At 42.5% G+C, this 26,300-nt stretch carries 24 protein-coding genes; 11 read left to right on the forward strand and 13 right to left on the reverse strand.

The annotated features are described in order from the left end of the window. Positions 1–20: 20 nt before the first annotated feature. The 3 genes from QWT69_RS10730 to pruA form a co-directional block, all read right to left on the reverse strand. Complete coding sequence (locus QWT69_RS10730) at positions 21–1,265, reverse strand: Glu/Leu/Phe/Val family dehydrogenase (RefSeq protein WP_317965529.1); 1,245 nt, start codon at positions 1,263–1,265, stop codon at positions 21–23. An 84-nt stretch (positions 1,266–1,349) separates the two neighbouring features. After that, positions 1,350–2,543, reverse strand: a complete 1,194-nt coding sequence (locus QWT69_RS10735) for an ornithine--oxo-acid transaminase (protein ID WP_317965531.1) — start codon at positions 2,541–2,543, stop codon at positions 1,350–1,352. A gap of 105 nt (positions 2,544–2,648) precedes the next feature. Beyond that, a complete protein-coding gene (pruA, locus tag QWT69_RS10740; RefSeq protein WP_317965533.1) occupies positions 2,649–4,193 on the reverse strand; it encodes an L-glutamate gamma-semialdehyde dehydrogenase in 1,545 nt (514 codons plus the stop codon). A 142-nt stretch (positions 4,194–4,335) separates the two neighbouring features. Here pruA and QWT69_RS10745 point away from each other — a divergent pair, with 142 nt between their 5' ends. Beyond that, the gene (locus QWT69_RS10745) at positions 4,336–5,652 is read left to right on the forward strand and encodes a sigma 54-interacting transcriptional regulator (RefSeq protein WP_317965535.1); all 1,317 of its coding nucleotides are present in this window, start codon (positions 4,336–4,338) and stop codon (positions 5,650–5,652) included. Between the two features lie 23 nt (positions 5,653–5,675). Here the strand turns inward: QWT69_RS10745 and yugI are convergent, their stop codons facing one another. The 5 genes from yugI to QWT69_RS10770 all read right to left on the reverse strand — a co-directional run bounded on the left by yugI (position 5,676) and on the right by QWT69_RS10770 (position 11,206). Further along, positions 5,676–6,050, reverse strand: a complete 375-nt coding sequence (gene yugI, locus QWT69_RS10750; protein ID WP_317965537.1) for a S1 domain-containing post-transcriptional regulator GSP13 — start codon at positions 6,048–6,050, stop codon at positions 5,676–5,678. Positions 6,051–6,142: 92 nt separating this feature from the next. Then, positions 6,143–7,849, reverse strand: a complete 1,707-nt coding sequence (locus tag QWT69_RS10755) for a hypothetical protein (protein ID WP_317965539.1) — start codon at positions 7,847–7,849, stop codon at positions 6,143–6,145. 211 nt (positions 7,850–8,060) lie between these two features. Continuing rightward, positions 8,061–10,271 (reverse strand): hypothetical protein, encoded by a 2,211-nt coding sequence (locus QWT69_RS10760; protein ID WP_317965541.1) that lies wholly within the window; start codon positions 10,269–10,271, stop codon positions 8,061–8,063. Further along, positions 10,261–10,815 carry an RNA polymerase sigma factor gene (locus QWT69_RS10765; RefSeq protein ID WP_317965543.1) on the reverse strand — a complete coding sequence of 185 codons (555 nt, stop codon included), beginning with the start codon at positions 10,813–10,815 and terminating at the stop codon, positions 10,261–10,263. Before QWT69_RS10765 ends, QWT69_RS10760 begins: the two co-directional genes overlap by 11 nt. Before the next feature lie 130 nt (positions 10,816–10,945). Continuing rightward, positions 10,946–11,206, reverse strand: a complete 261-nt coding sequence (locus tag QWT69_RS10770) for a DUF1871 family protein (protein WP_317965545.1) — start codon at positions 11,204–11,206, stop codon at positions 10,946–10,948. Between the two features lie 83 nt (positions 11,207–11,289). Between QWT69_RS10770 and QWT69_RS10775 the strand changes: the two genes are divergently transcribed. Beyond that, positions 11,290–12,462: a MalY/PatB family protein gene (locus QWT69_RS10775; RefSeq protein ID WP_317965547.1), complete on the forward strand. Its 1,173-nt coding sequence runs from the start codon at positions 11,290–11,292 to the stop codon at positions 12,460–12,462. Positions 12,463–12,601: 139 nt separating this feature from the next. Here QWT69_RS10775 and QWT69_RS10780 read toward each other — a convergent pair whose 3' ends face one another. Beyond that, positions 12,602–12,823 carry a hypothetical protein gene (locus QWT69_RS10780; protein ID WP_317965549.1) on the reverse strand — a complete coding sequence of 74 codons (222 nt, stop codon included), beginning with the start codon at positions 12,821–12,823 and terminating at the stop codon, positions 12,602–12,604. Between the two features lie 25 nt (positions 12,824–12,848). Beyond that, positions 12,849–13,589, reverse strand: a complete 741-nt coding sequence (locus QWT69_RS10785; RefSeq protein WP_317965551.1) for a peptidylprolyl isomerase — start codon at positions 13,587–13,589, stop codon at positions 12,849–12,851. A gap of 194 nt (positions 13,590–13,783) precedes the next feature. Between QWT69_RS10785 and QWT69_RS10790 the strand changes: the two genes are divergently transcribed. Together QWT69_RS10790 and QWT69_RS10795 are read left to right on the forward strand one after the other, a co-directional pair. Next, on the forward strand, positions 13,784–15,016 hold the full coding sequence (locus tag QWT69_RS10790) for an MFS transporter (protein WP_317965553.1): 1,233 nt from the start codon (positions 13,784–13,786) through the stop codon (positions 15,014–15,016). A gap of 59 nt (positions 15,017–15,075) precedes the next feature. Continuing rightward, entirely contained in the window at positions 15,076–16,929 is a 1,854-nt protein-coding gene (locus tag QWT69_RS10795; protein ID WP_317965555.1) for a transglycosylase domain-containing protein, read from the forward strand. 19 nt (positions 16,930–16,948) lie between these two features. Here the strand turns inward: QWT69_RS10795 and QWT69_RS10800 are convergent, their stop codons facing one another. Beyond that, positions 16,949–17,509 (reverse strand): DUF5366 family protein, encoded by a 561-nt coding sequence (locus QWT69_RS10800; RefSeq protein ID WP_317965557.1) that lies wholly within the window; start codon positions 17,507–17,509, stop codon positions 16,949–16,951. 162 nt (positions 17,510–17,671) lie between these two features. Here QWT69_RS10800 and QWT69_RS10805 point away from each other — a divergent pair, with 162 nt between their 5' ends. The 7 genes from QWT69_RS10805 (at position 17,672) to mnhG (ending at position 23,537) form a co-directional block, all read left to right on the forward strand. Beyond that, a complete protein-coding gene (locus QWT69_RS10805) occupies positions 17,672–20,080 on the forward strand; it encodes a Na+/H+ antiporter subunit A (RefSeq protein WP_317965559.1) in 2,409 nt (802 codons plus the stop codon). Beyond that, positions 20,067–20,489: a Na(+)/H(+) antiporter subunit B gene (locus tag QWT69_RS10810; RefSeq protein WP_317965561.1), complete on the forward strand. Its 423-nt coding sequence runs from the start codon at positions 20,067–20,069 to the stop codon at positions 20,487–20,489. The genes QWT69_RS10805 and QWT69_RS10810 overlap by 14 nt, the downstream gene beginning before the upstream one ends. Then, complete coding sequence (locus QWT69_RS10815; protein WP_317965563.1) at positions 20,489–20,830, forward strand: Na(+)/H(+) antiporter subunit C; 342 nt, start codon at positions 20,489–20,491, stop codon at positions 20,828–20,830. The genes QWT69_RS10810 and QWT69_RS10815 overlap by 1 nt, the downstream gene beginning before the upstream one ends. Then, positions 20,823–22,304 carry a Na+/H+ antiporter subunit D gene (locus QWT69_RS10820; protein WP_317965565.1) on the forward strand — a complete coding sequence of 494 codons (1,482 nt, stop codon included), beginning with the start codon at positions 20,823–20,825 and terminating at the stop codon, positions 22,302–22,304. Before QWT69_RS10815 ends, QWT69_RS10820 begins: the two co-directional genes overlap by 8 nt. Before the next feature lie 114 nt (positions 22,305–22,418). Then, complete coding sequence (locus QWT69_RS10825) at positions 22,419–22,898, forward strand: Na+/H+ antiporter subunit E (RefSeq protein ID WP_317965567.1); 480 nt, start codon at positions 22,419–22,421, stop codon at positions 22,896–22,898. Further along, entirely contained in the window at positions 22,895–23,176 is a 282-nt protein-coding gene (locus QWT69_RS10830) for a Na(+)/H(+) antiporter subunit F1 (RefSeq protein WP_317965569.1), read from the forward strand. Before QWT69_RS10825 ends, QWT69_RS10830 begins: the two co-directional genes overlap by 4 nt. Beyond that, positions 23,160–23,537: a monovalent cation/H(+) antiporter subunit G gene (gene mnhG / locus QWT69_RS10835; RefSeq protein WP_317965571.1), complete on the forward strand. Its 378-nt coding sequence runs from the start codon at positions 23,160–23,162 to the stop codon at positions 23,535–23,537. Before QWT69_RS10830 ends, mnhG begins: the two co-directional genes overlap by 17 nt. Positions 23,538–23,592: 55 nt before the next feature. On the opposite strand, the gene QWT69_RS10840 is transcribed toward mnhG, so the two are convergent. Both QWT69_RS10840 and QWT69_RS10845 read right to left on the reverse strand, forming a co-directional pair. After that, the gene (locus QWT69_RS10840; protein ID WP_317965572.1) at positions 23,593–23,868 is read right to left on the reverse strand and encodes a hypothetical protein; all 276 of its coding nucleotides are present in this window, start codon (positions 23,866–23,868) and stop codon (positions 23,593–23,595) included. 873 nt (positions 23,869–24,741) lie between these two features. Next, the gene (locus QWT69_RS10845; protein WP_317965574.1) at positions 24,742–26,244 is read right to left on the reverse strand and encodes a leucyl aminopeptidase; all 1,503 of its coding nucleotides are present in this window, start codon (positions 26,242–26,244) and stop codon (positions 24,742–24,744) included. Positions 26,245–26,300: the final 56 nt, after the last annotated feature.

The following is a 26,300-nucleotide window of genomic DNA, read 5'->3' on the forward strand; positions in this document are numbered from 1 at the left end:
TTTTTACTTTATATATCAGCTTATGCCCATCCACGGAATCTAGATGCTTCAGCTGTTTTACGAATACCAATCATGTATGCAGCAAGTCGCATATCGATGTTACGAGTTGAAGATACGTTATAGACATTTTCGAACGCGTCTACCATTTTCTTCGTCATTTTTTCACGTACTTCTTCTTCTGTCCAGTAATACCCCATGTTGTTCTGTACCCACTCAAAGTACGATACAGTTACACCGCCAGCGCTCGCAAGCACGTCGGGAACAAGAAGAATTCCACGTTCAGTAAGAATTTTCGTCGCTTCAGATGTTGTCGGCCCGTTCGCTGCTTCCACAACAATTCGAGCTTTAATATCATGTGCATTCTTTTCAGTAATCTGATTTTCAATAGCAGCCGGAACAAGGATATCACAATCCAATTCCAGTAATTCGCTATTGGAAATCGTATTATCAAACAATGTAGTCACTGTGCCGAAACTGTCACGACGATCTAATAGATAGTCGATATCCAACCCTTCCGGATCATGCAAAGCGCCATAAGCATCTGAAATACCGATAACTTTTGCACCTGCGTCATGAAGGAATTTAGATAGGAAACTACCTGCGTTTCCGAATCCTTGGATGACAATACGTGCACCCTTCATATCAATGTTACGTTTCTTCGCCGCTTCATTAATAATGATTGTAACGCCTTCTGCAGTGGCACGGTCACGACCTTGTGATCCACCCAGTACAATCGGTTTTCCTGTAATGAAACCAGGTGAGTTGAATTCGTCAATTCTACTGTACTCGTCCATCATCCACGCCATAATTTGCGCGTTTGTGAAAACGTCCGGTGCAGGAATATCTTTAGTCGGTCCCATTACCTGGCTTAGCGCACGTACATATCCACGGCTTAAGCTTTCTAGTTCGTGCATAGACATTTCACGTGGGTCACAGATGATTCCGCCTTTACCGCCACCATAAGGTAAATCGACGATACCAGCTTTTAATGTCATCCACATAGATAACGCACGTACTTCATCAGCACTAACTCCAGGATGGAATCGTACTCCACCTTTTGTCGGTCCTACTGCATCATTGTGTTGGCCACGGAAACCCGTGAACACCTTCACTTTCCCATCGTCCATACGAACAGGGATTCTAACCTCTACCATACGAATAGGTTCTTTCAGAAGATCATACATTCCTTCATCGTAGCCTAATTTGTCAAGTGCTTCCTTGATGACAACTTGTGTAGACGTAAACAGATTCAGGTTTTCAGTCATGTAAAAGTTCGCCTCTTTGATTTCATAATGTCTTTCTCCGCAAATATTGTACCATAGTCCAATTAGAATGTGTGGATTATTTCATCAACCCACAAAAACTTTGTTGATTTTTTCTAGTGCCCAGTCAAGTTCTTCCTTTGTAATGATTAAAGGAGGTGCAAAACGAATCACAGTGTCATGCGTCTCTTTACAGAGAAGACCAAGTTCCTTCAGTTTCTCACAATTCGGTCTTGCTTCTTCTGTCAGTTCGACACCGATGAACAGACCACGGCCACGTACTTCTTTTATCGACGGATGCTGAATTTTCTTTAATTCTTCAATAAAGTAATTTCCAAGTTCCAACGATTTCTCCGCAAGCTTTTCTTCTTGTAGCACTTCAATAGAAGCGATGGATACAGCACAAGCCATCGGATTCCCGCCGAAAGTAGATCCGTGGGAACCTGGATTGAAGACACCTAGTATGTCGTCATTTGCAACGACACATGAAATTGGGAATACGCCGCCACCCAATGCTTTTCCTAGAATATACATATCCGGTTCGAAACCTTCCCACTCGGTAGCGAACATTTTACCAGTACGGCAAAGTCCAGCTTGGATTTCATCTGCAATGAATAGAACATTATGTTCTTTACAAAGTTCAAATGCCGCTTTCATATAGCCTGCAGGTGGGATGATGATCCCCGCTTCACCTTGAATCGGTTCAATGATGAATGCCGCAGTGTTCGGCGTTATCGCTTCTTCCAATGCTTTCAAGTCCCCGAACGGAACGAGGCTGATACCTGGAAGCATTGGACCGAAACCGCGTTTGTATTCCTCTTCTGAAGAAAGGGAGACAGCAGTCATCGTACGGCCATGGAAATTCCCTGTACAGCCAATCACTTCTGCTTTGTTCTCTTCAACGCCTTTAACGTCATAAGCCCAGCGACGAGCTGCTTTAATTGCAGTTTCTACCGCTTCAGCACCTGTATTCATCGGTAATGTCATGTTTTTGCCAGACATTTTGCAGATCATTTCATACCAAGGACCGAGTTGGTCGTTGTGGAAAGCGCGGGAAGTCAATGTTACCTTATCCGCTTGGTCTTTTAACGCCTGAATGATTTTCGGGTGACGATGCCCCTGATTTACCGCGGAATATGCGGAAAGCATATCCATATATTTATTGCCTTCAGGATCTTTTACCCAGACACCTTCCGCTTCAGAGATTACAATCGGCAGCGGATTGTAGTTGTTCGCACCGAACTTATTCGTTTGGCTAATGAGTTTTTCAGAGATTGTCATAAAATTCCCTCCTTCTTAGGATATGTACATTGAAAGCAATCCGTCTCAAAGACGGATGCTTCCAAATTTAAATTGATGTTTGACTATACGATTCGATCAGCTGAATTATAGCGTTTCAGATGTTGTTTTACCTTGCATATGAAGTTGCAAGTAGTCTGGGCCGCCTGCTTTGGAATCCGTACCGGACATGTTGAATCCGCCAAATGGCTGGTAACCTACGATTGCGCCTGTGCAACCACGGTTGAAGTACAAGTTTCCAGCATGGAAGTCTTCACGTGCCTGTTCGATATGTTCACGGTTTGTCGTAATGACAGCACCAGTTAGGCCGTAATCGGTATTATTAGCGATTTCAATTGCTTCATCGAAGTTTTTCGCTTTTGTAAGTCCAACAACCGGCCCGAAGATTTCGTCTTGCATCACTTTCGCGTCAGGTGCTAAATCAGCGATGACTGTAGGAGCTACGAAGAACCCTTTCGAGCTGTCGCCTTCTCCTCCAGCGATAATGCGTCCTTCTTCTTTCCCGATTTCGATATAGCTCATCACTTTGTCAAATGAGGCTTGATCGATAACCGGACCTGTGAAGTTCGAGTTATCTGAAGGATCTCCGTACGTCAATTCCTTCGTCAATTCTTCTACACGTGCAACAACTTGATCGTAAACTTCTTCATGAATGACTGCACGTGAACAAGCAGAACATTTTTGTCCGCTGAATCCGAAGGCAGATTTTACGATGGATTGAGCTGCAAGTTCAAGATCTGCCGTGTTATCAACGACGATTGTATCTTTCCCGCCCATTTCAGCAATCACGCGCTTCAACCAGATTTGTCCTTCGTTCACTTTGCTTGCACGTTCGTAAATGCGCGTGCCAACATCACGTGATCCAGTGAATGAAATGAAACGTGTACGTGGGTGATCTACTAGATAGTCACCAATTTCAGAACCTGAACCAGGGATGAAGTTTACCACTCCTGCAGGCATTCCCGCTTCTTCAAGTACTTCAATGAATTTATAAGCTACGACTGGTGTAGTCGACGCAGGCTTCAACAGTACTGTATTTCCTGTAACGAGCGCAGCTACAGTCGTACCAGCCATAATCGCAAATGCGAAGTTCCATGGAGATATGACAACACCTACGCCAAGTGGAATATAATCGAATCGGTTATATTCGCCAGGACGACTTTCGACTGGCATGCCGTCTTTTAATTTCAGCATTTGACGTGCATAGTACTCAAGGAAGTCAATTCCTTCAGCTGTGTCAGCATCTGCTTCGTTCCATGGTTTACCGGCTTCTTTTGTCAATAATGCTGAGAATTCATGCTTACGTCGACGTACGATTGCTGCCGCTTTGAATAGAATATCCGCTCGATATTCAGGTTTCGTTTTTCTCCACGTATTGAATGTTTCATCGGCAACCTTCATCGCTTTTTCAGCTAGGTCTCTGCTCGCTTTGGAAACGCGGCCAATTACTTCTTCTTTGTTTGCAGGGTTTGTAGAGACTAGTTTATCTTCAGTCATAATACGTTCGCCACCGATAATTAGTGGATAGTCTTGTCCAAGATAGCCTTCTACTTTTTTCAAAGCCTCTTGATATGCTTGCTTGTTTTCTTCCTGCGTGAAATCTGTAAATGGTTCGTGTTTGTATGGAATCATTTTATTCCTCCTCAGTTATGTGTACGCAAAAAATATTTGCATTTATTCTCAAGCTACATCTATAATAATGCAAGAGATTGTTGCACATTTCAAGTATTTTTGTTCATTTTGTGAAAAAACGTAAACGGAAGGTGTTTTTTTAATGAATACAATCGACCAATTCCTCTTTCCTTTATATGAATTTGCGGTGAATCGGGCCGGAGTAGGTATTCATGCTGTGAATCATACCGGACGTACGGTTATTTATAACGATAAAATGAAAGCGATTGAAGGATTGGAACTCGAAGAAGTCATAGACCGCTCAATTTTGGAACTCTTCAACTTCAATCAAGAAGAGAGTACACTGCTTAAGGTTCTTCAAAGCGGTATCGAGCAATTGAATGTTAAACAAACATATTGGAACCGCAAAGGCAATGAAATAACGACCGTGAATGATACCTATCCAATTTTCCATGAAGATACGCTGATTGGCGCAGTGGAAATTGCACGTGACGTGACGGCGTTAGAGAAGTTCATCCTTCATCCTTTACGTAAAAACAGCGACCCGGTCACGTTCAATCAACTCATTGCCACCTCCGATGAAATGAAGGCAGTAGTAGCGACAGCGGTTAAAGCGGCAAAAGCGAGGTTACCTGTCTTGCTAATTGGTGAGTCGGGAACCGGAAAAGATTTGATTGCTGAAAGTATCCATAATGAACTGACACCATCAAACGGGTCGTTCTACATGCTCTCTTGTCATCACTACGACAATTCATTCATTGACACGCTGCATGAAGATTTGAATTCCGATGGAGCATTCACGTTATTCTGTGACCGTATCGATTTATTATCCATTCAACATCAGCAGAAACTTTATGCGTTTTTAAAAAGTTCAGGGCAAGCTGACCATCAATTCATCGCAAGTATCGGTGATGATCCTGTTGAATTGATTGCCAATGGAACGTTAATGAAAGACTTGTACTACTTTTTCACCTCTTTCGCGATACGGATCCCGCCATTGCGAAAACGAAAAGAAGATATTCTTCCCTTTATTACTTCTTATTTGGCAAGCCGAAAGAAACGATTTGGTACATCTCTTGAAGGAATTGCACCGGATGTGGAAGAACTTTTCCTGCAATACGACTGGCCCGGCAATATGAGAGAGCTTGAATTTCTGCTGAATGAAATAGCATCTCTCGCTTCGACGGAATCCATTATTACCTACGGGATGCTACCGCTTCACTTCCGCTTGAAAATGGACGGTATGAATGACAACCCTTTGCAAGCAATGGATTTTATCGTCCAACCACAAAAAGATTTATTGCCACTGGATCAGTATTTAAAAGATGCAGAAGCGTATTATCTTCAAAAAGCGATGAAGCTGCATGAAGACAATATTACTAAAACGGCACAAGCGCTTGGCATGAGCCGTCAAAACCTACAATATCGTTTACGAAAATTAAAAAACGGGAGAGGCTAAGTAGCCATTTCCCGTTTTTCTGTTTAATAGCCCGAACGATTAATCCAGTCTGTCAGTTTGTCTTTCAATGAATTAAATCCTTCAGCGTCATGTTCTTTCACTTTGTCTTGTAATGATTTGCGGGGGCGTCCTGGTTTTTGCATTGAAGCTGGTGGCTCTTGCAGTGCGCGAATAGACAGGCTGATTTTACCTGCACCTTCATCCACCTCAAGTACTTTGACTTGTACTTCATCTCCAACTGTCAAATAATCATTAATGTCTCTGACGAAACCATAGGTGATTTCTGAGATATGGACAAGTCCTTGCGTTTCGTCATCCAATGCGATGAATGCACCATATGGTTGTATTCCTGTCACTTTGCCAGAAAGCTCTTCCCCCACTTCGTATTTTTTGCCCATTTGAAACAGCTCCCAATCTAATACTATCGAATTTGCCTATACGGCCATCAATAATCATACCATAGAAAGCCCTTTCACGGCAAAAACGCATGCTATAAGTCCGAAGATTTCATATTCTTTTTTTCTTTTATTTGTAAAACCATCTGTTCAAATCTTTCATTAAATAGTAAATAGATTAGATCTCTATGTTTCGCCGAATATGTCCAACCCGATGCTTCCATCTCCTGTACGATATCTTGCATCAATTGTCCAGATATAGGGTTATCTCCGTTGGAAGCAATACGTAGCCAGGCGTCTCGATATTCATCTTTAACAGTACGTAATGGCGTATAAATCTTTTCTTCTTCATGCAAGCCATTGATGTAAACGAGAAGTCTTGTGTACGCACTGAATACGAGCATATCAATACTTTCTTCATCAGTTACTAACAAATCCTGTTCAATTTCCAGTAGTTTTTCAACTTGGTCGTCAAGTGGGTAAATTTCCAAATGGTCAACACCACCTGTAATAATAGATAGGTAGAAGTCGACACTAGGATGAAGGTTTTCTATTAATGTCTTTTCAACTTCCTCATTTCCAAAGACAGGATATACAAAAATATCTTCAAAAGATATCAATGAAAATCCGTGTTTCTCCATCCCGTCCAACGCTTCGCGAAGAGTTTTAGGAAGAGTTTCGTCTTTAGCTAATAGTGTCTCCATATAATCTGAGCTTGTATAGTCATACTCCTCACCAAGCACTTTATTCATATTTTCTTCTAACAACATACTATAAGAAATAGTTAAAAACTGAACGGACTCATACAATTCACTTAAAAACCTCATACTATTTTTCTCATCGTTTTTAAGCGGTTCCTTTTCCAATTGGTCAATCAAATCGGTTGGCAAACTTATTCTGTTCATAAATGCTACTTGTTCCTTACCAACTCTTTTTTTATTAATTTTGCCTTGTTCCTGCAACTGATTTCGTAACTCTATAATAAAAAGTTCATGTCTCGTTCGTACGTCATTCCCATGTGAGAAAGACTGATTATATTTCAGTTTATCGTCAGGTAATCCAGCCAGTTGAAGCCGCCTATCAAGTTGATCTTCAAATTCCTTTACGGCGTTTTCTATGATTTTTTCGCCTACAGATTGTTGATAAGTATCACTATTCATGATCATTCCATATGTAAAGAAAAATGCGAGAACAGCTCCAAGCGCCCAGAGAAGGATCGTTTTCTTCTTAGACGCTCCTGTCTTTTTTACTTCGAGTGCGGGTTGCTCAGCGCTTTTAGCAAGAATGCTCTCTAGGTCAGACACTTCTGATGGAAGTCTATTGTACGATCTTCCTAAAAATTCAAGGCGTTTTTCTAAGTTTGGCTCATCCAGCTTCTGCATTGCCCCGTTGATTGCATCAAGCACTTGCTGTTCTGGAATTTCAACAATTGCTGCGATCTCACTAGTTGTTTTAGTATGAAATTTCGACAGGATGAGAGGTACGCGCCACGTTTGATTCAATATCATGATTCGATTATGTAACTCATCATCCTCAATAAAAGCAAATAACCTGTCAGTTGACGGTTTTAATTCCATATTAGCCAATCGTGACAAGACCCTTTTGATTAGTTCATCTTCTTCAAGTAGCTCCTCTGTTAACAGATGTCGTTTTTGATACACTTCGACAAATAATGTTTCAGTGACGGTCTTTGCATCTTCTGTAGTCACCCCATATTGGACAGATAAAAGTTCCACTTCACGCATTAAAAACGTTATTCGTTCCATGAACGCCTCATGATCTCCATTCACAATCCTGTCCATTTACTCCCCTACTTTCTAAAACTCATACCCTAGCTATACTATACCAAATAGTATAGTGATAATTCAAAATCATCTCTGCTAATTTATTTCGCTTTCATTTCATTAGGAAGGGGGGAGTTCTGTGACCTGTCTGAGAATCGTACAAAGAGAACAGTCTCATTGATTGATTTCTAGTTCATTAAAAAAGCTGCCCAGTTGGCAGCCTTTTCATTTATTTAAATGGTTGAAATTTGACCCTCCAGCCGTCTTCAGTCCAAATCATGTGAAACTCGCGCTTCGTAGGCAGTTCCGGATAAAGATCTGTATCAACAGTCAGTGTCACAATACCAGGCCAGTTCCCATCACTGTCCTGTTCCAAACCTTGGAATGACATCGTCGTATACATATCCTCTGAATAAGGCTCGAAATAGTTGGCAGCATCTTTTAGGAATTTCTCTTTCTCCATCAGACCTTTACCTTTATAAAACAATTCATATTGCGTTTCATAATCTTTTTGAGCTCCTGCGTGGAAGTAAATCCCCATAACCGTTAAAGCCTGTTGTCCGAACAACTCCGCATGATTATAGTCCTTTCTGAAATAGCCATACACTTCTTTTGCGTATGATTTGATGGAATCATCAATTTCCATCTCTGGCGCCATATCGTACGATGGTATTCTTTGATGATAAACATCCATGACTTCCCAAACATCCTGGTCGCCATAAATCATGGACATCGTTCGGATCATGCCATTTTTATCATTGATAGCGACAGTAGAAACCAATGAATGTTCAAAACGTTGACTTGCACCTGAGAATTGAAGACTTGTTGCATTTCTGAACTGCGACAGCGACTTCGTCCATTTCGATTTGTATTTTTCCAACAAATCCTTTTCATTCATTTTCGAATAGACGCCATCATAATTTTCATCATACATTTGAGCCATCGAATCTCGATTTGCCAAATAAAACATCGTTTCAGGATCTTCCATTTGATTCGCATAATCAAATACACCCGCTACATATATCGCCGAGACACCGTCGAGAACTTTTTTATCATAGGACTTCTTATAAGCTGTATAAAGTGCTTTCACTTCTTTATCAAATGAAGAGTTAGGCAACGTTACGGTTTCATCCTCAAAAACAGGTTGTTCACCGTACATATACTCTTCTAATACACCTTCACGATACAACACAAGCGCTTCACTTACCGCTTCATAAGATAGACGGTTCCATCTTTCTGAAGTGCGCCACCCAGAAGCCCTCATTTCTTTCACAATCGGCTGCATGATATACGACAATGGAGTTGCTTCATAATTTAACGACAGAGTAGTCCATGCTTCTTGATATTCAGGCAGTAATACGCCATCTGCATTGAACAGCTTCGCAGATTTACTTCCTTTTACGATTTCATTGAACAGCGTAACGAAATAAGTTTCCAACACAGGATATAACGAACTGTCCTCCTCCGCTTTCATCAGTGTATTTTCCATCGTCATAACCATGCCCGTAGTTTCTGCAATAGAATACTCCAGATTACCAGCATACATATACGGCTCGTCAGCAATCATTCTTACATACGCATACGTATCATTGTGAAGTTTGGCAGTTAGGGTTTCTGTTGCACGAGACATATAATACTTAGCTTTCACTTCCCCCGAATATTTGCCTGTCTCTAGCTTGATCGATTGTTCTTTCATCGTATTGATGATGTTTTGGAGCTGTTCAGGGAAGCTGTTCGTGCTTACCATCATGACTTCCGCTTTGTCTGCCGACGCGTCCACTTCATATGCATCGATTGCCTCTTTATGTTGCGCTAATATCTGATCGTAAATAGCGACCAATCGCTGGACCTTACCTCGATACGCATCGATAAATTCAATACTCGCTTCTTGATCTTCTGTTAGAGGATTACTTTTTAAGTCCTCGATCATTTCAGCAGGCGTCTTTAATTCGTCAATTGCTTGCTGATAAGTTTCGTCGGCTAGCTGTGCTCCATTATCATGTTGTTTAATGCTATTAATGTAACCATCATGATCCAACATGGAAATATAGTTATAATACAAATACTTGTCATAATGCTCTTCATCCAACTTCAGCATTTCGCGCCGTTTTTCTTTTTCTACTTCATACTTCTGTTTGAGTTCCTCAATATACTCGTCCGTAACCGTACTCTCTAAATTCTGCTCTTCCGAATTCTGCTTCTGATCATAAATGAAAACTGTTCCCATTAGAGTAAGGATGAACACACTTGCGATGCTTGCAGCCCATACGGTAAGCTTTTGCTTGAAACCACCATTTTTCTTTTGTTTTTGCTGCACCGGTTTTGGTTCTTGCTCCTGATCTATTTTGTTGAAAACAGCTTCCGGATCAAATGAAGAAGGTACACGTTCGTATGATTTCTTTAAAAATTCCATCCGTTTTTCAAAATGATCATTGCTCATGTGTTACCCCTCCATTCGATTCGATTTCTTTTTTCAACGTATCTTTCGCTCTAAAAATTCGAGTCTTTACCGCCGCCATTGTAATATTCATCACGTCGGAAATCTGCTGGTACGTCAAGTCCTGGAAATAAAACAGGATCAGTGGAATGCGGTACTTCTCATCCAATTGTAAAATCGCCATATGTAATTCCTGATCTTCTTCAAACAATAACACTTGCTTCTCTGCCGATTGTTGATTATCCCGTCCCACTTCATTTTTCATTCGTTCTTCCTTCTCATTTTCTCTGCCAGCTTTACGGTAATAGTCTCGCGCAGCATTCAGCGTAATTTTATAAAGCCACGTCGTAAATCGCTGCTGGTTAAACTGTGGGAGAAATCTATATAATTTAATGAATACTTCCTGAGTAACATCGGGTATATCATCTAAGCGAACACCACATTGATACGCGAATTTCTCGACAGTTCGATAATGCAATTCCATCAATTGCGCAAAAGCTGCCCGATCCCCACTTTGTGCACTGTTGATCAAATCTTTTTCGTCCATGAATCCCCCTCACTCTCTATCTCTTCTGCTGATGATACGACGGTTCTCCTTCTTTTGTTTCAAATGACTTGTAAAACTATCCGAATAATAATAAAAACCGCAACTACTCGGTGGTAGATGCGGTGTCATTTTAAACTATAGATTTGGCTTCGTATTTTATCGCTAACAGTTTGTATGCTATTTGCATGCATTTTTCTATTGGAATCCAGGTTGCATAAGAATGTTCGTAAATGTCCCGAATCCGTTTGGCAAGATCTGTAGGATGGTCATAGATATGAAGTTCAGAGACCACGTCTGCAATCTCAACCGCATAAGCCTTCCGTCCAACATTGAAAGGATCCCAGTCTTCCAGAACTAGAACCGCTTTTTTATTCATCTCAATTGTTTGCACGACAAGTCACCTTATTTTTTCTTTTGTTTCATGTATAATAACATAGTAGAGTAAAAGAAAAAAGGAAATGGGGGATTTTTGTAATGAATACTTTTGAACATGTAATCAACCGTAAAGATAGCCGATCTGTTAAATGGGGAAATATGGAGACGGTTTACGGAATTGACGATGCTTCCGAAGTTTTACCTATGTGGATTGCCGATATGGATTTCGCTACACCACAACCGATTATTAACGCAATGAAAGAGCGATTAGAACATGGTGTTTTTGGTTACTCATACATATGTGCAACGTGCAAGGATGCTGTCAGAACATGGCTTTCATCCCGGCATGGATGGGAAACGAAAAATGAATGGATGCTCTTCCATCATGGAGTCGTACCTGCCATTGCCACAGTCGTCGAGACATTCACAAAGCAAGGCGACAATGTACTGATCACAACGCCTGTATATCCTCCTTTCTTCAATGTGCCGGGTCACCAAGACCGTAATATTGTCGAATGCGAGCTCAAAGAAGAAAATGGTCAGTATTCAATCGACTTCAATGCATTTGAAAAATGCTTGCAACAGGATATTAAAGTATTCATTCTGTGTCACCCCCATAATCCGGGTGGTGTCGTTTGGACAGAGGCAGAACTGAGAAAGATCCTTCAACTCTGTAAGCAATACGACGTTCTCGTCCTTTCTGATGAAATTCACGCTGATCTTGTACTCCCTGGACATAAGCACATTCCACTTGCAATGCTTGCAGAAGAGGAAGGCGGCAAGGTCATTACGTGTATAGCGCCTACTAAAACGTTTAACCTGGCAGGTGTCCAAGCCGCTGTCATGATTACCGATGATGAAAAATTACGTGAAGCACTGCAAAAAAGCGCAATGGCACATGGCCAAATGGATTTAAATGCCTTTGCAGCTTCTGCGCTAAAGTCTGCGTTCACTGAATGCGATGAGTGGTTAGACCAATTGTTAGAAGTCATTTCTTCGAATATCGACTATGTCATTAGTGAATTGACTGCTGCAGTACCGGGCATTAACATCCACAAACCGCAAGCGACCTATCTTCTTTGGATAGATTACCGTGAAACTGGCCTATCTGAAGAAGTAATGATGGATAAGCTGTTGAATAAAGGCAAACTCGCACTTGAACCAGGCACGAAATACGGCGAAGCAGGAAGAGGCTTCCTGCGTATGAACATCGCAACTCCACGGTCCGTAGTGGAAGACGGTGTAAAACGCTTCATCACAGCAATGTCTTAATAAGGAAGTATAGAGAAGAATCCAATTGGGTTCTTCTTTTTATGTATGATGAGGTAACCTTTGTTGGATTTATAGAAGTGATTAAAAAAGAAGGCATCATCCCTAAACGGATGATGCCTTCTTTCGATTTAACGAGATCTCATTGATCGTGTGATTGCTGCTGTTCTTTAGCTTCACGGCGTTCACGCAGAATTCGTTCCTCCAGTTCGCGCGTTTCCTCTTCTTGCTTTTTCGAGGTTCTTTTGATCCACATAAATGTCAGAACTAGAAGAACCATGAAAAATGCAAAGGATATGGCGGCTGGAATGTACTCAGATTTATCTTCTGGAAAGTAAAGGAACGGCATTAGCAAAACGTTCATTTACATACACTTCCTTACTGGTCTATTATTTCTGGATGATTTCGATTGACTCAATTGAAATTTCTTCAACAGGCTTATCGGCATTTGTTTTGACTGTTGCGATCTTGTCGACAACATCCATACCTTCGATAACTTGTCCGAAAACAGTATGTTTTTGGTCAAGGTGTGGCGTTCCACCCATTCCCTCATACGCTTTTGCAATTTCTTCTGGCCATCCGCCGTCGATCATTTGCTTAGCTTTGCCTGGTGCATCAGATGCCTGAACGATGAAGAACTGGCTTCCGTTTGTCCCTGGACCCGCGTTTGCCATTGACAAAGCGCCACGTAGATTGAAAAGATCCATTGTGAATTCATCTTCAAATGTACTGCCGTAGATGCTTTCTCCACCCATACCTGTTCCAGTTGGGTCGCCACCTTGAATCATGAAGTTCGGAATTACACGGTGGAAGATGATCCCGTCATAGTAGCCATTTTCAGCATGAGTTAAGAAGTTCTCAACTGTTTTAGGCGCTTTTTCCGGGAATAGTTTGATTTTGATAGGGCCCATTGTCGTATTCATAACGACAAGTGCTTCGTTTGCTGCTACTTCTGTTGATAATTGTGGATACATATTGTTGGCCTCCTCATTTGTCGCTCCGTCTGTTACGGGCGATGAGCTATTTTCTGTAGCTGGTTTTTCCGGATCTTGCTTGTCTTCACTTTGACCACAAGCGGCTAAAAGAAGCATGCCGAAAAGCGTAAGCGAAGTAAGAAGCATTTTTTTCATTATTACTCACCCTGAAACAGTTTACCACATCACTTCTCATTTTTCGATTGATAAGCATGAAGCTTCCTTCGGGTCTCGAATTGATTTATACTGTTGTAGTGTAATAGAGCGTTTAGAGTACATTAGCACAGGGAATTCTTATGCTGACGACTATGTTTTTCTAACGCCATTGCACACGAAAGCAGGGTTGACACGTGACTATTCAAAAACGGAATTTTATTATTATCTGGTTTGCAAACTTTTTGGTGGCTGGCACAATGACAATGATCATGCCTTTCCTGTCATTGTACATTGACACATTCGGTGATCATTCCGATGCCTATGTGCAAAAATGGGCTGGGTTGATTTTTGGGGCAACTTTTATAACCGCGTTGATTATGTCTCCGATTTGGGGCAGAGTTGCAGATAAATATGGTTTCAAGCCGATTTTGCTCATCAATGGTTTCGGTATAGCGACATCGGTATTCTTAATGGGATTTGTAGATTCAGTTGAAACGTTTTTCTTATTACGGCTATTCAATGGTGTCGTGACAGGGTTTATCCCAACCTCTTTGGCATTTGTATCTTCTCAAACAGCACGTGAAGAAGCCGGTAAGAAACTTGGCACTTTGCAGATGGGCAGTGTTACTGGAACACTATTCGGTCCTGTACTTGGTGGATTGATGGCGGATGCTTTTGGTTTCCAATATACATTCGTGATTACATCGATTTCAGTCGTCATTGCAGCATTAATCGTCTTGTTCGGCATTAAAGAGCAAAAGAAAGTGAAAAACGAGAAGGCTGTCCAGTATTCACGAAAAACGATTCTTTCGGGACTGCTCCATCATCGGCTCATGCTGAATATCATGATTGTTACCGCTTTGATTCAAATCGGTAACTTCAGTATTCAGCCGTTGCTATCCTTATATGTCGCAGAACTGACCGATGCGAAGGATGTCGCTTTCCTTGCAGGTATTACTTTTAGTGCGGCAGGGGTTGGTAATCTTCTGTTTGCCAGAAAGTGGGGAAAAATGGGCGATGACATCGGTTATGAGAAGGTGCTCGGTGCTCTATTGCTGTTATCCTTCCTCTTCATCGTTCCACAGGCTTTCGTATCTTCCATTTGGCAATTAATGTTTTGGCGATTACTGTTCGGTATCGCCATCGGCGGAATGATTCCCATAACAACAGCATTGGTACGACGTGAAGCACCGCTTGATATTCAAGGTGAAGTAATGGGTTACAATACAAGTTTCCGCTTTCTAGGTAACATTATTGGCCCGATGTTTGGCGGTATAATTAGTGGATTCATCGGCATCTCTGCCGTCTTCATTTTGACAGGGGTATTATTCCTTCTCGGCTTCGCATTTCTGTATTATGCTACGAGAAAACCTGTCCAGGACTTCGAAGATTTCCTGGCGGAAGAAGAAGAAAAATCACATATATAAAACACGGCACATTTCCAGTCTGGAAATGTGCTATATTTTTTATAGGAAGGGGGATTAGATTGAAAAAGGCTATAGGCATCGTTTTCATAATTTGTATGTTGCCAATATTGTTCGGTATCCAACAGGCAATTGCAAGTGAGTGGAATGAAAGCCGTCTACTGAAAAATAAAGTTGAAAAATCCATTGATCTATCCGAGCCTTCCATCGTTATACCGGTATCGATGACTGACCGTAATGGACGACTTTTCGCAGAACAATACATAGAATGGCGAAATCCATTACCACTCGTTGAAATACCTGATTTCGTCCAAGACTTATTTCTACTCAGTGAAGACAAGGAATTTTATGATCATCTAGGGTACGACGTCGGAGCCATATTCCGTGCCTTTGCGATAAATACAGCAAGCGAAGATAGACAACAAGGCGCTTCCACTATTACACAACAAGTTGTCAGAATGCGCTTTCTGTCAAACGAAAAAACCTACGAGCGGAAATTCAAGGAACTCTTGTATGCTGCGACAATGGAGAAACAATTGACAAAAGAGCAGATTCTTGAAATCTATTTAAACGAAATGTATTTTGGCAATCAAGTGTATGGTATTGGCGCGGCCGCCACTTACTATTTCAGCCGCCCGCTCGATCAGTTAGAACCTGCCGAAATGGCTTTCCTTGCAGCGATACCGAATAACCCCTCCCGATATGATCCAATCCGTCATTTCGAAAGCACAAAAAAAAGACAGGAACTGCTCCTATCTATACTGGCTAAAAACCGCGCAATCCCTGCAACTGAAGCAGAGATTTATCAACAGGAACCGATTACTCTGAATGTGAAAGAAAAAACAGATAACTATGTGATGTACAGTTCGTACGTACTTGCAGAACTAGAAGATTTAATCAGTCAAAAGGAAGGCTTTGACGTGAAAATTCGTCATGCGGAAAGCAAGGAACAGAGGAAAATCCAATTGGATGCATTGAAACGGAGAACTGCAGAAGTTGTAGCGGGAGGCATCCAGATTGAAACAGCGCTTGATCCAAACAAGCAAAAGCGAGACGAGGCTGCCTTGTCTTCCCTCTTGACTGTCAAAGATCTGCAGGCAGGTGCAGCAGTCATTGATAATGCTTCAAGGGAAGTCGTCAGCGTTTACGGGGGAAAAGGATACCGTAAAGCCGATTTCAATCGTGCTTACCAAGCAGTCCGGCAACCAGGTTCAGCGATGAAACCTTTACTCGTCTATGCACCTTATCTTGAAAGTGGACCTTTCAAGGAAAGCACACCAATTGATAGCAGTAACCTATGCATCGGTAGCTACTGCCCGAAAAACATCGGAGGTTATTCCTATGGAACGACAACATTGATGGAAGCGTTCAGACATAGTCACAATACGACGGCAGTAAGAGTGTTTCGCAATGTAGGAATTGAAAATGCATTTGCCCATTTGCAGCCTTTCCATTTCGACCATGTCACGAAGGAAGATCACGTCTACCCTGCTGCCCTTGGCGGTTTTAGCCACGGTGTAACACCACTCGAACTGGCTTCGGCCTATACAAGTTTCATAGATGGGAATTATTCGACGCCCCGCGCCATAAGAAACGTAAAAGATCGCAATGGCGAAGTACTGTATAGCTGGGATGTAACACGCGAGGAAGTCTGGACGTTATCCACAACTTCAATCATTCGCAATCTGATGGAAGATGTCGTGCTTAACGGCACAGGCAGGGGCATCACTTATCGAACTGGCTATACCGGCGCCAAAACAGGGACAACGGATAAGTACAGGGATTTATGGGTTGCAGGCATGAACGACAAATATACAACAGCCGTTTGGATTGGCTATGACAAGCCGTCGTCCGTTCAGCGGCTCAGTGATACCAAAATCCATTTGAAGCTGTTCAATGAATTACTGAGAGACTAGCGAAATCGCTAGTCTTATTCTATGTAACAGGCAAGCTTGCAAGGATTCCATTGTACAATTTTAAAATGATATAAATGAAGACTGACAATAGAACACCCCATACTAAGATTTCAAAAACGAGCAGACCAATCGTACTAAAGACAGTTAAATATTTACTAAGCATGAACACGCTGTAGACAAAATAGATAAAAGTCGTTACAAGGAAAACGCCAATCAGTATGTTCAGCGATTGAATTCCAGCAACGGAAGCGAGTGCGCCAAAAAAATAGATGAGATTACCGCTTTTCGCCTCGTTATACGATTCCCCGACTGCATCTTTTGAAAAAAAGAGCATTGCCGTTTCGTGAATTGTTTCTGCAATGAGTTTCAATGCGGAAAATAACATAAAAAAGGCAAGCGCATAAATAATTAGCAAGAAAAGCCGCAACTGAGTATCTGTCAAAAACTCTCGCATTCCCGCATACAAACCGATTTTCGAAAAGAATGCTGTCGACGTTCCGACCATATAGACGCCGAACGTCAAACTGAATAGCGATATAGTTAAAAAAGGCAAATAGCCGAATAGATATGGATTTCTCATTTGACACCCCGTAAAGAAATATTTTCCCTTTCCCTATAATATAGGAAGAGAAAGCGATTAAGCAATAACGTGGGCGTGTACCCTATGCAAAAGCCGTCAATTTACGTTATACTCGATAACAATGTAACGAATAAAGATTCACTCTTTGGAAGGAGGATTTACGTGGATTTTGTATTTTTGATTTTCCTGCCAATTGTGGTTGCCCTTTTTGTTCCGCTTCTTTTCCGCAAATTGAAAGGCATACATACTGGTTGGTTTGTACTGGTCGTACCTGTATTACTATTCATTTACTATACGACATTCCTGAGTACGACGATGGACGGCGGACATGCAATATCTGAACTGCAATGGATTCCGGCACTCGGCATCTCATTTGTTTCATACATTGATGGGCTAAGCCTTCTGTTCACCCTTCTTATAACGGGAATCGGAGCACTCGTCGTCTTGTACTCGATCTTTTACCTTGATAAGAACAAGGAGAAGCTAGGCAACTTCTACGTCTATCTTCTCATTTTTATGAGCGCAATGCTCGGTGTCGTCCAATCGGATAATGTCATTTCTCTCTATCTTTTCTGGGAATTGACTTCAATCTCTTCATTCCTATTAATCGGTTATTGGTATACACGTGACCGCTCGAGGTTTGGTGCATTGAAATCCATGATGATCACGGTCTTCGGCGGACTCATGATGCTCGGGGGGTTTGTCCTTCTCGGGATAATGGGCGGTACATACTCAATCCGTGAACTCATTGCACAATCGTCCACATTCGTCGGACATGAATTTTTCACATTGGCTTTGATTCTCATTTTACTTGGGGCGTTTACTAAATCGGCTCAGTTCCCTTTCTACATCTGGTTGCCAGATGCAATGGAAGCACCGACGCCTGTCAGTGCGTACTTGCACTCCGCCACGATGGTAAAAGCAGGATTGTATCTCGTAGCCAGGTTCACACCGATTTTCGCTGTGTCCGAAGTTTGGATTTGGCTTGTTACAGGAATCGGATTGCTGACTTTATTCTGGGGATCTTTCTTCGCAATAAAACAAACAGATTTAAAAGCGATTCTTGCTTTCTCGACAGTGAGTCAGCTTGGACTGATCATGTCTCTACTTGGGGCAGGCGCGATTACATTCCATACGAATGAAGCCATTTTCGCCTTCGCAATGTTCGCTGCACTGTTCCATCTACTGAACCATGCGACGTTCAAAGGCAGTTTGTTCATGATTGCTGGGATTGTCGATCATGAAACCGGTACACGGGATATTCGGAAGCTTGGTGGCTTGATGAGCATCATGCCCATTAGTTTTACAGTCGCCTTCATTGGATCTATGTCAATGGCCGGTTTACCGCCATTCAATGGATTCCTAAGTAAGGAAATGTTCTTGGACTCCATGTATGCGCTGCGCGATTTCCAATTATTTAACTTTGATACATGGGGGATTCTCTTCCCCGTCATCGCTTGGATTGCAAGCGTATTCACATTCATTTACAGTTTCTACTTCGTGTTCAAAACGTTCGCTGGAAAACGGAAAGAACAACCGTTGCCGCAAGACCCACATGAAGCGCCGATTGGTATGTTAGTCTCTCCAATCATTCTCGCTTCTTTGGTCGTAGCCATCTTCTTTATTCCGAACGTTGTTGGTAAATGGTTGGTAAAACCTGCTGTAATGGCAGTCCAGCCTTACCAATATAGTCATCCATCCGAAGTGGCTGTCACTGTATCCGCATGGCATGGATTCGATTCACCGGCATTGTGGATGACTGTCGGTGTAGTCATTATCGGTGCCCTTCTCTTCGTGTCGCTTTCAAAGTGGCAGAAGGTATATGCGATTCAACCCGAACAATTGTCTCTCAATGCCTTATATGATGGGACGATGACATTTAGCGAAAAAGGAATGAACAAGCTGTCAAGATTCTATATGACAGGACTGATTCGAACGTATTTGATGTATATTTTCGCCTTTTTCTCTGTCATCACAATTTCTGTCCTCTTCATGAAAAATGCTTTTGTTGTTGATATGTCGAGTTTCACAAAATTGAATTCGTTCAGCATCATCAACGCAATTATTCTGTTGCTCGGCGTCGCTTTTATCCTGTTTTCTAAAACTAGGCTAGGAGCAATTATTTCCCTCGGAGCAGTCGGGTATTCGGTAGCTTTGTTCTTTGTCATATTCAAAGCCCCTGACTTGGCTCTAACGCAATTGGTCATTGAAACCGTTTCTGTAGCTTTGTTCCTCCTTGCATTTCAACGATTGCCAAAGCTGTCGAATCATGGTGAGACGAAGCGCAACAAACTGGCCAATGCGATTATCGCACTTGGCGTTGGTGTAACGGTAACGTTGGTTGCCCTATCAGCGCATTCTCAGAAGCTTATTTCTTCCATTTCACAGTTCTATATAGATACTGTAGCAACGGAAGCTGGCGGAGGAAATATTGTAAACGTCATTTTAGTGGACTACCGTGGATTTGATACGCTATTTGAAATTGCAGTGCTGTCCATAGCCGGAATCGGTGTCCTTGGCATGATCAAACTTCGGTTAGCAGGAAAGGAGGATCCTGATGAAAACAAATGATGTCATTTTGCAGACAACGACGAAATTGGTGTTTTTCATCATCTTCCTTTTTTCCATTCATATCTTCTTCGCAGGTCATTATACACCTGGTGGAGGATTCGTCGGCGGCTTGCTGACGACAGGAGCTATTGTCTTGCTGCTGCTTGCATTTGATTTGAAAACGGTACAGAAAGCATTACCTTTTAATTTTACAATCATGACAGGAATCGGATTGTTGCTTGCTTTAGGGACGGCTTCAGGCGCCATTTTCTTTGACGTCCCTTTCTTCACCCATGCTTTTGATGATTTTACGCTGCCTTTATTCGGAGTGACATCACTTCATACTGCCATGGTGTTTGACGCAGGCGTATTCCTCGTCGTAGTCGGATCTGCTATTACAATCATCCAGTCAATTGGAGGGGATTCGTAATGGAATTGTTAATGGCTATTCTGATCGGTGTACTATTCACCGCGGCCGTCTATTTGATCCTTTCAAGAAGTATTTTGAAAATCATTATCGGAACCGGCTTATTGAGTCATGGTGCACATTTACTTATTCTGACAATGGGCGGCCTCGGTGGTACTGCCCCGCCGGTATTGGCAGATGGCGTAACTGAATTTGCCGATCCATTGCCACAAGCACTCATTTTGACGGCAATCGTTATTAGTTTTGGTGTCACAGCTTTCATCCTCGTTTTAGCCTATCGGGCTTATGCGGTGCACAAAACGGATAATATGAATCAACTGAAAGGAAATGACGAACATGATTAATTTACTCTTATTTCCGATCATTCTTCCTTTCTTTTTCGCAATACTGCTCTTGTTTTTCAAAGAGAAAATTAAGACACAGCGAATATTGGCACTTATTGGGGTCGTTGTCAGTTTAGCGGCATCCCTTGTACTCTTGTGGAAGGTAAAGACCGATGGCATACAAGCGATTACACTCGGAAGCTGGCCTGCTCCATTTGGAATTTCAATGGTGTCCGATATGCTGTCAGTATTACTTGTCACTACGACTTTGTTACTGACTTTATTCATCGTGATCTACAGTTTCACTTCTATCGGACAACAACGTGAACGTTTTTTCTATTACCCCGCCATTTTATTTTTGGTGACAGGTGTTAACGGAGCGTTCACGACAGGAGATATTTTCAACTTATTCGTCTTCTTCGAAGTGTTGCTCATGGCTTCCTATGTATTGATTGTGCTCGGCGGAGAAAAGAAGCAGTTGCGTGAATCACTCAAGTACATACTTGTGAACGTCATCTCGTCTGCACTGTTCGTCATTACAGTCGCCTATCTGTACTCTGTCGTCGGGACTTTGAACATGGCGGATATTTCAGTGAAGATTGCCGAGGTTAATCAACCCGGTATTATTACTGTCATCGCTGTGCTGTTCCTAATCGTGTTCGGTATTAAGGGATCGATATTCCCTCTATACTTCTGGCTGCCTGGATCCTACTCAGCACCTCCTGTACCGGTGCTTGCACTGTTCGGAGCCTTGCTTACAAAAGTCGGTATCTATGCCATCATGCGGACATACACCCTGTTTTTCGTACACGATATAGGCTTCACTCATGAAATCCTTATGGTGTTGTCGATCTTGACGATAATTGCCGGTTGTATCGGTGCACTTGCCTACTTTGATCTGAAGCAAATCATCATTTACAACATCGTGATCGCAGTCGGTGTCATCCTGTTTGGCGCTGCGCAAATGAACGAAGCTGGAATGTCCGGGGCTGTCTTCTACTTGATCCACGACATGCTTATTAAAGGGGCACTGTTCTTGCTGATCGGGATTATCATTTATATTACCGGGACATCGAACTTGCGTAAGATGGGCGGATTGATGAAAACACATGCGCCACTTGGCTGGTTCTACCTAATAGCCGCTTTCGGATTGGCAGGCATACCGCCGCTTAGCGGATTTGTCGGCAAGTTACTTATTGTGAAAGGTGCTTTTGAGGCGGGTAACGTCTGGGGTAGCATCATCATTTTAGCGTCCAGTCTTGTCGTCTTGCTATCTGTCATGAGGATTTTCATTTATGCATTCTGGGGTGAACCAAAAATGGAGTTGCCCAAGACAGACAGGAAAGCCTATCTTCGTTTAATGGGCCCTGCGCTTGTCCTAGTCATGTTAACGATTGTTTACGGGGTCGGCACAGAATGGCTCGTGCCATTCATGACAGATGCCACTGACGTGTTACTACAACCATCCATCTATATTGATGCGGTGTTAAAGTGAAACTTCAATCAGTAACGCTTTTCAACTGATTGTGAGTTGAACCATTCGGGCATGTACTGGCAGTTTTTCTTATGATGTACTGCCAGTTTATGCGGGGTAAAGGAGTAGATGTCGATGGCATTTCAAATACTATTGAACTTTTTCATCGCAGTCGTTTGGATGTTCATGAATTCCTCTCTGACCGCGAGTACATTTATCGTAGGCTATTTGATCGGGTTAATCATGATCATTATTACAAGACGTTTTTTCAAAAACCGGCTTTATTTGTGGCGTTTATGGGCAATGATCAAGTTGATACTCTTATTTGCGAAAGAACTGACAATGTCCAACATTTCAGTTTTGCTTCTTGTTATTAAACCAAAACTGAACATCCAACCTTCTATTTTTGCACTGCCTACAGATTTAAAGGAAGACTGGGAAATCACATTATTATCAAGCTTGATTACGTTGACACCTGGAACGATTGTCCTCCATGTATCAAGTGATCAGCGAACTCTCTATATCCATGCAATTGACGTGGATGATGTAGATGAGGCTATTGATTCGATTAAAAACTCGTTTGAAAAAGCGATTTTGGAGGTGAGCCGAGGATGATGATATTCATATGGGTCTGTCTCATGCTCGTCTTCCTGTCCATGGTCGGAATTATGTACCGAGTTTTCCGCGGGCCATCTGTTCCTGACCGACTTATTGCGCTTGATGGAATTGGTGTCATGATGATTTCAGCTATTGCATTGATATCAATCCTATTTGAAACAAAATTCTTTATTGATGTGATCCTTCTCATCGCGATTATGTCTTTCATTGGTACAGTATCGTTCTCCAAGTTCATTGAGAGAGGAGAGATCATCGAACGTGATCATACTCGCTAATATTCTCATAGTCTTGACGATAACAGTCGGCACCATTTTCACCATTGTGACCATGATCGGGATTTTACGGTTGCCGGATGTATATACACGTGCACATGCTGCTTCGAAAAGTGCTACGCTTGGAGTACTTAGCATTCTGCTCGGCGTGTTTTTCCATTTCTGGCTAAATGAAGGTCACTTTAGTATTCAACTGTTGCTTGGTATCGTATTTCTGTTCATTACTTCTCCTATCGGCGGCCATCTAATGGGACGCGCAGCGTATATGTCCGGTGTGAAACCGACTGAAATGACTGTCGGTGATGATTTGAAAGAAGCTGTTGAAGAAGCTAAGAAGAAAAACATGGCCAAGCTAAAAGATTGATGTTTGTCAAATAAAAACACACTCAGCAAAGTTGTGCTGAGTGTGTTTTTTATCTTTAATAACCGAAACCATAAGGCGGATAGCCATATGGTGGATAGCCGTATCCGTAGGGAGAATACCCATATCCATACGGCGGATAGCCATATGGATAATAGCCTTGATTGCCGTAACCATAATTATTAGGGAAGATTGCATTTCCTAAGAAGCTGCCAAAAAGTCCCCCTAGAAATGGCCCTCCTACACCATAACCAAATCCTTGTCCGAAGCCACCGAACCCACCGAATCCGCTGTTTCCACCATAACCACCATGTCTTCTAGCATTTCGTGACATTATGATCCCCCTTTCTCACTTATCCTATTCAAGGCGGGCGTAGTGTGGAGGGATGAATGCCTAGTTGGAGGTTGATTAAGAGATAAGTTGTAAAGAATAGTAGAGGGAGTACTGTGCAAGACGAAATAGGGAGTGTGCAAAACAATGTAGATCGCTCGTATCGAAACGTAGCTGCGGCGTATCGAAACGTAACTGCGCCGTATCGAAACGTAGAGCGCGCAATGCAATATAGAGCGCTCGTATCGAAACGTAGCACCTTCGTAACGAAACGTAACTGCGCCGTATCGAAACGTAGAGCCCGCAATGCAATATAGAGTGCTCGTATCGAAACGTAGCAACTTCGTATCGAAACGTAACTGCGCCGTATCGAAACGTAGAGTCCACAACACAATGTAAACCGCTCGTATCGAAACGTAGCACCTTCGTAACGAAACGTAACTGCGCCGTATCGAAACGTAGAGCGCGCAACGAAATGTAGAACGCTCGTATCGAAACGTAGCACCCTTGTAACGAAACGTAACTGCGCCGTATCGAAACGTAGAGCGCGCAAAGCAAAGTAGATTGCTCGTATCGAAACGTAGCCCCTTCGTATCGAAACGTAACTGCGCCGCAACGAAACGTAGAGCGCGCAACGAAATGTAGAACGCTCGTATCGAAACGTAGCACCCTCGCAACGAAACTTAACTGCGCCGTATCGATACGTAGAGTCCGCAACGCAAAGTAGATTGCTCGTATCGAAACGTAGCATGCTCGTAACGAAACGTAACTGCGCCGCAACGAAACGTAGAGTCCACAACCCACCTACTTAAGCAAAAAACAGCTACTCCAGAAGGAAATTCCTACTGGGTAGCTGTCTTAGTTCATTTAACTGATTTAATCTTCCTGTGCCATTCGCTCAACGATTGTAGCAAGCGTACGAACCATAGCTCCAGTTGCTCCTTTAGGACCCAGGTCATGCGGTGCTGAGGCTTCTGATGTACCTGCAATATCAAGGTGGATCCATGGCGTGTCCCCTGCGAATTCACCAACGAAGCCACCACCGAAGATCATATGCCCATCGCGGCCCGGTGAGTTGTTCAAATCCGCTACTTCACTTTTTCGAATACGCTTCTTATCGCTTTCAGTCAACGGAAGTCTCCAGACAAATTCACCCGTTTCCATGGAAGCCTGCATGAACTCTTCGAAGAATTCTTCGTTGTTTGTCAGTGCGCCTGTTTTATCATTTCCAAGTGCAACGATAACACCGCCTGTCAATGTCGCAACATCGATTAAATAATCTGCGCCTGACTGTTTTGCATACGTTACAGCATCTGCGAGAACGAGTCTACCTTCTGCATCCGTATTCAATACTTCAATTGTTTTCCCGCTTAATGAAGTGATCACGTCATCTGGTTTGAACGCCTCGCCTGAAACCATATTATCTGTCGAACCAATGACTGCGACAACGTTCTTCGCTGGACGCAGTTCACCAATGATTCGCATTGCGCCAAGGACTGCCGCAGCGCCGCCCATGTCGCCTTTCATACCAACCATTCCTTCACGCGGCTTTAACGAGTATCCGCCAGTGTCATACGTGACGCCTTTTCCGACAAGACCTATGACGTCCTCCCATTTCTCAGTACCTTTATATTTCATGACGATGAGACGGGGCTCTTCGACTGAACCTTTATTAACTGCCAAAATAGCTCCCATGCCGAGTTCTTCCATTTCTTTTTTACCGAGAACTTCAATTTCAAAATCATATTGTTCAGCAAGTTCTTTAGCGTAATCCGCCATTTTCGTCGCTGTTAACATGTTTGGTGGCATATTGACCAATGTACGCGCTTCATTGACTGCATGCGCATATGTACTGCCCACTTCGAATGCTGCTTTTAATTCTTCAACGTCGCTATCGGATAGGAACGTTATCGATTCCAAGGAAACATCTCTCTCGTTTGAATCAGTGCGGTAGCCTTCGAATTTGTAGCCACCCATCCCGATTCCTTCACCTGCCGCAAACACGACATCTTCACAAGTTAGTTCTTCATTTTTGAATGGAGCTGTCCAAATTGCAACTGATGTTGCTTTCATGGCAGCAAGTTCTTTACCTGCAGCCGCAAATGCTTGACGCAAAAGGTCTTCTGTTAACTTTTTTGATGCTCCAAGACCGATGAATACTACTCGTTCAAAGTTCCCTGCTTCAATTGCAGGCATTTTTACAATACTTTTAAATTCACTTTTAATATCTCCAGATTTTATCCAATCCATTAAGCGTGGACTGAAGACTTGCGCAAATCCGTCCCATCCTTCAATATTTTCAGGATGTTCTGGTACACCGATTAGTAGTGTTTCCGATTTCACATTACCGAAACCGTTTTCAATAAATGATGCTTTCATTTGACTGTCTCCCCCTTTTCATTCATATTCTATTATATACTACTCGTCGTCCAAAC

The organism is Sporosarcina oncorhynchi (genome assembly GCF_033304615.1).
GTDB classification, from domain to species: domain Bacteria; phylum Bacillota; class Bacilli; order Bacillales_A; family Planococcaceae; genus Sporosarcina; species Sporosarcina oncorhynchi.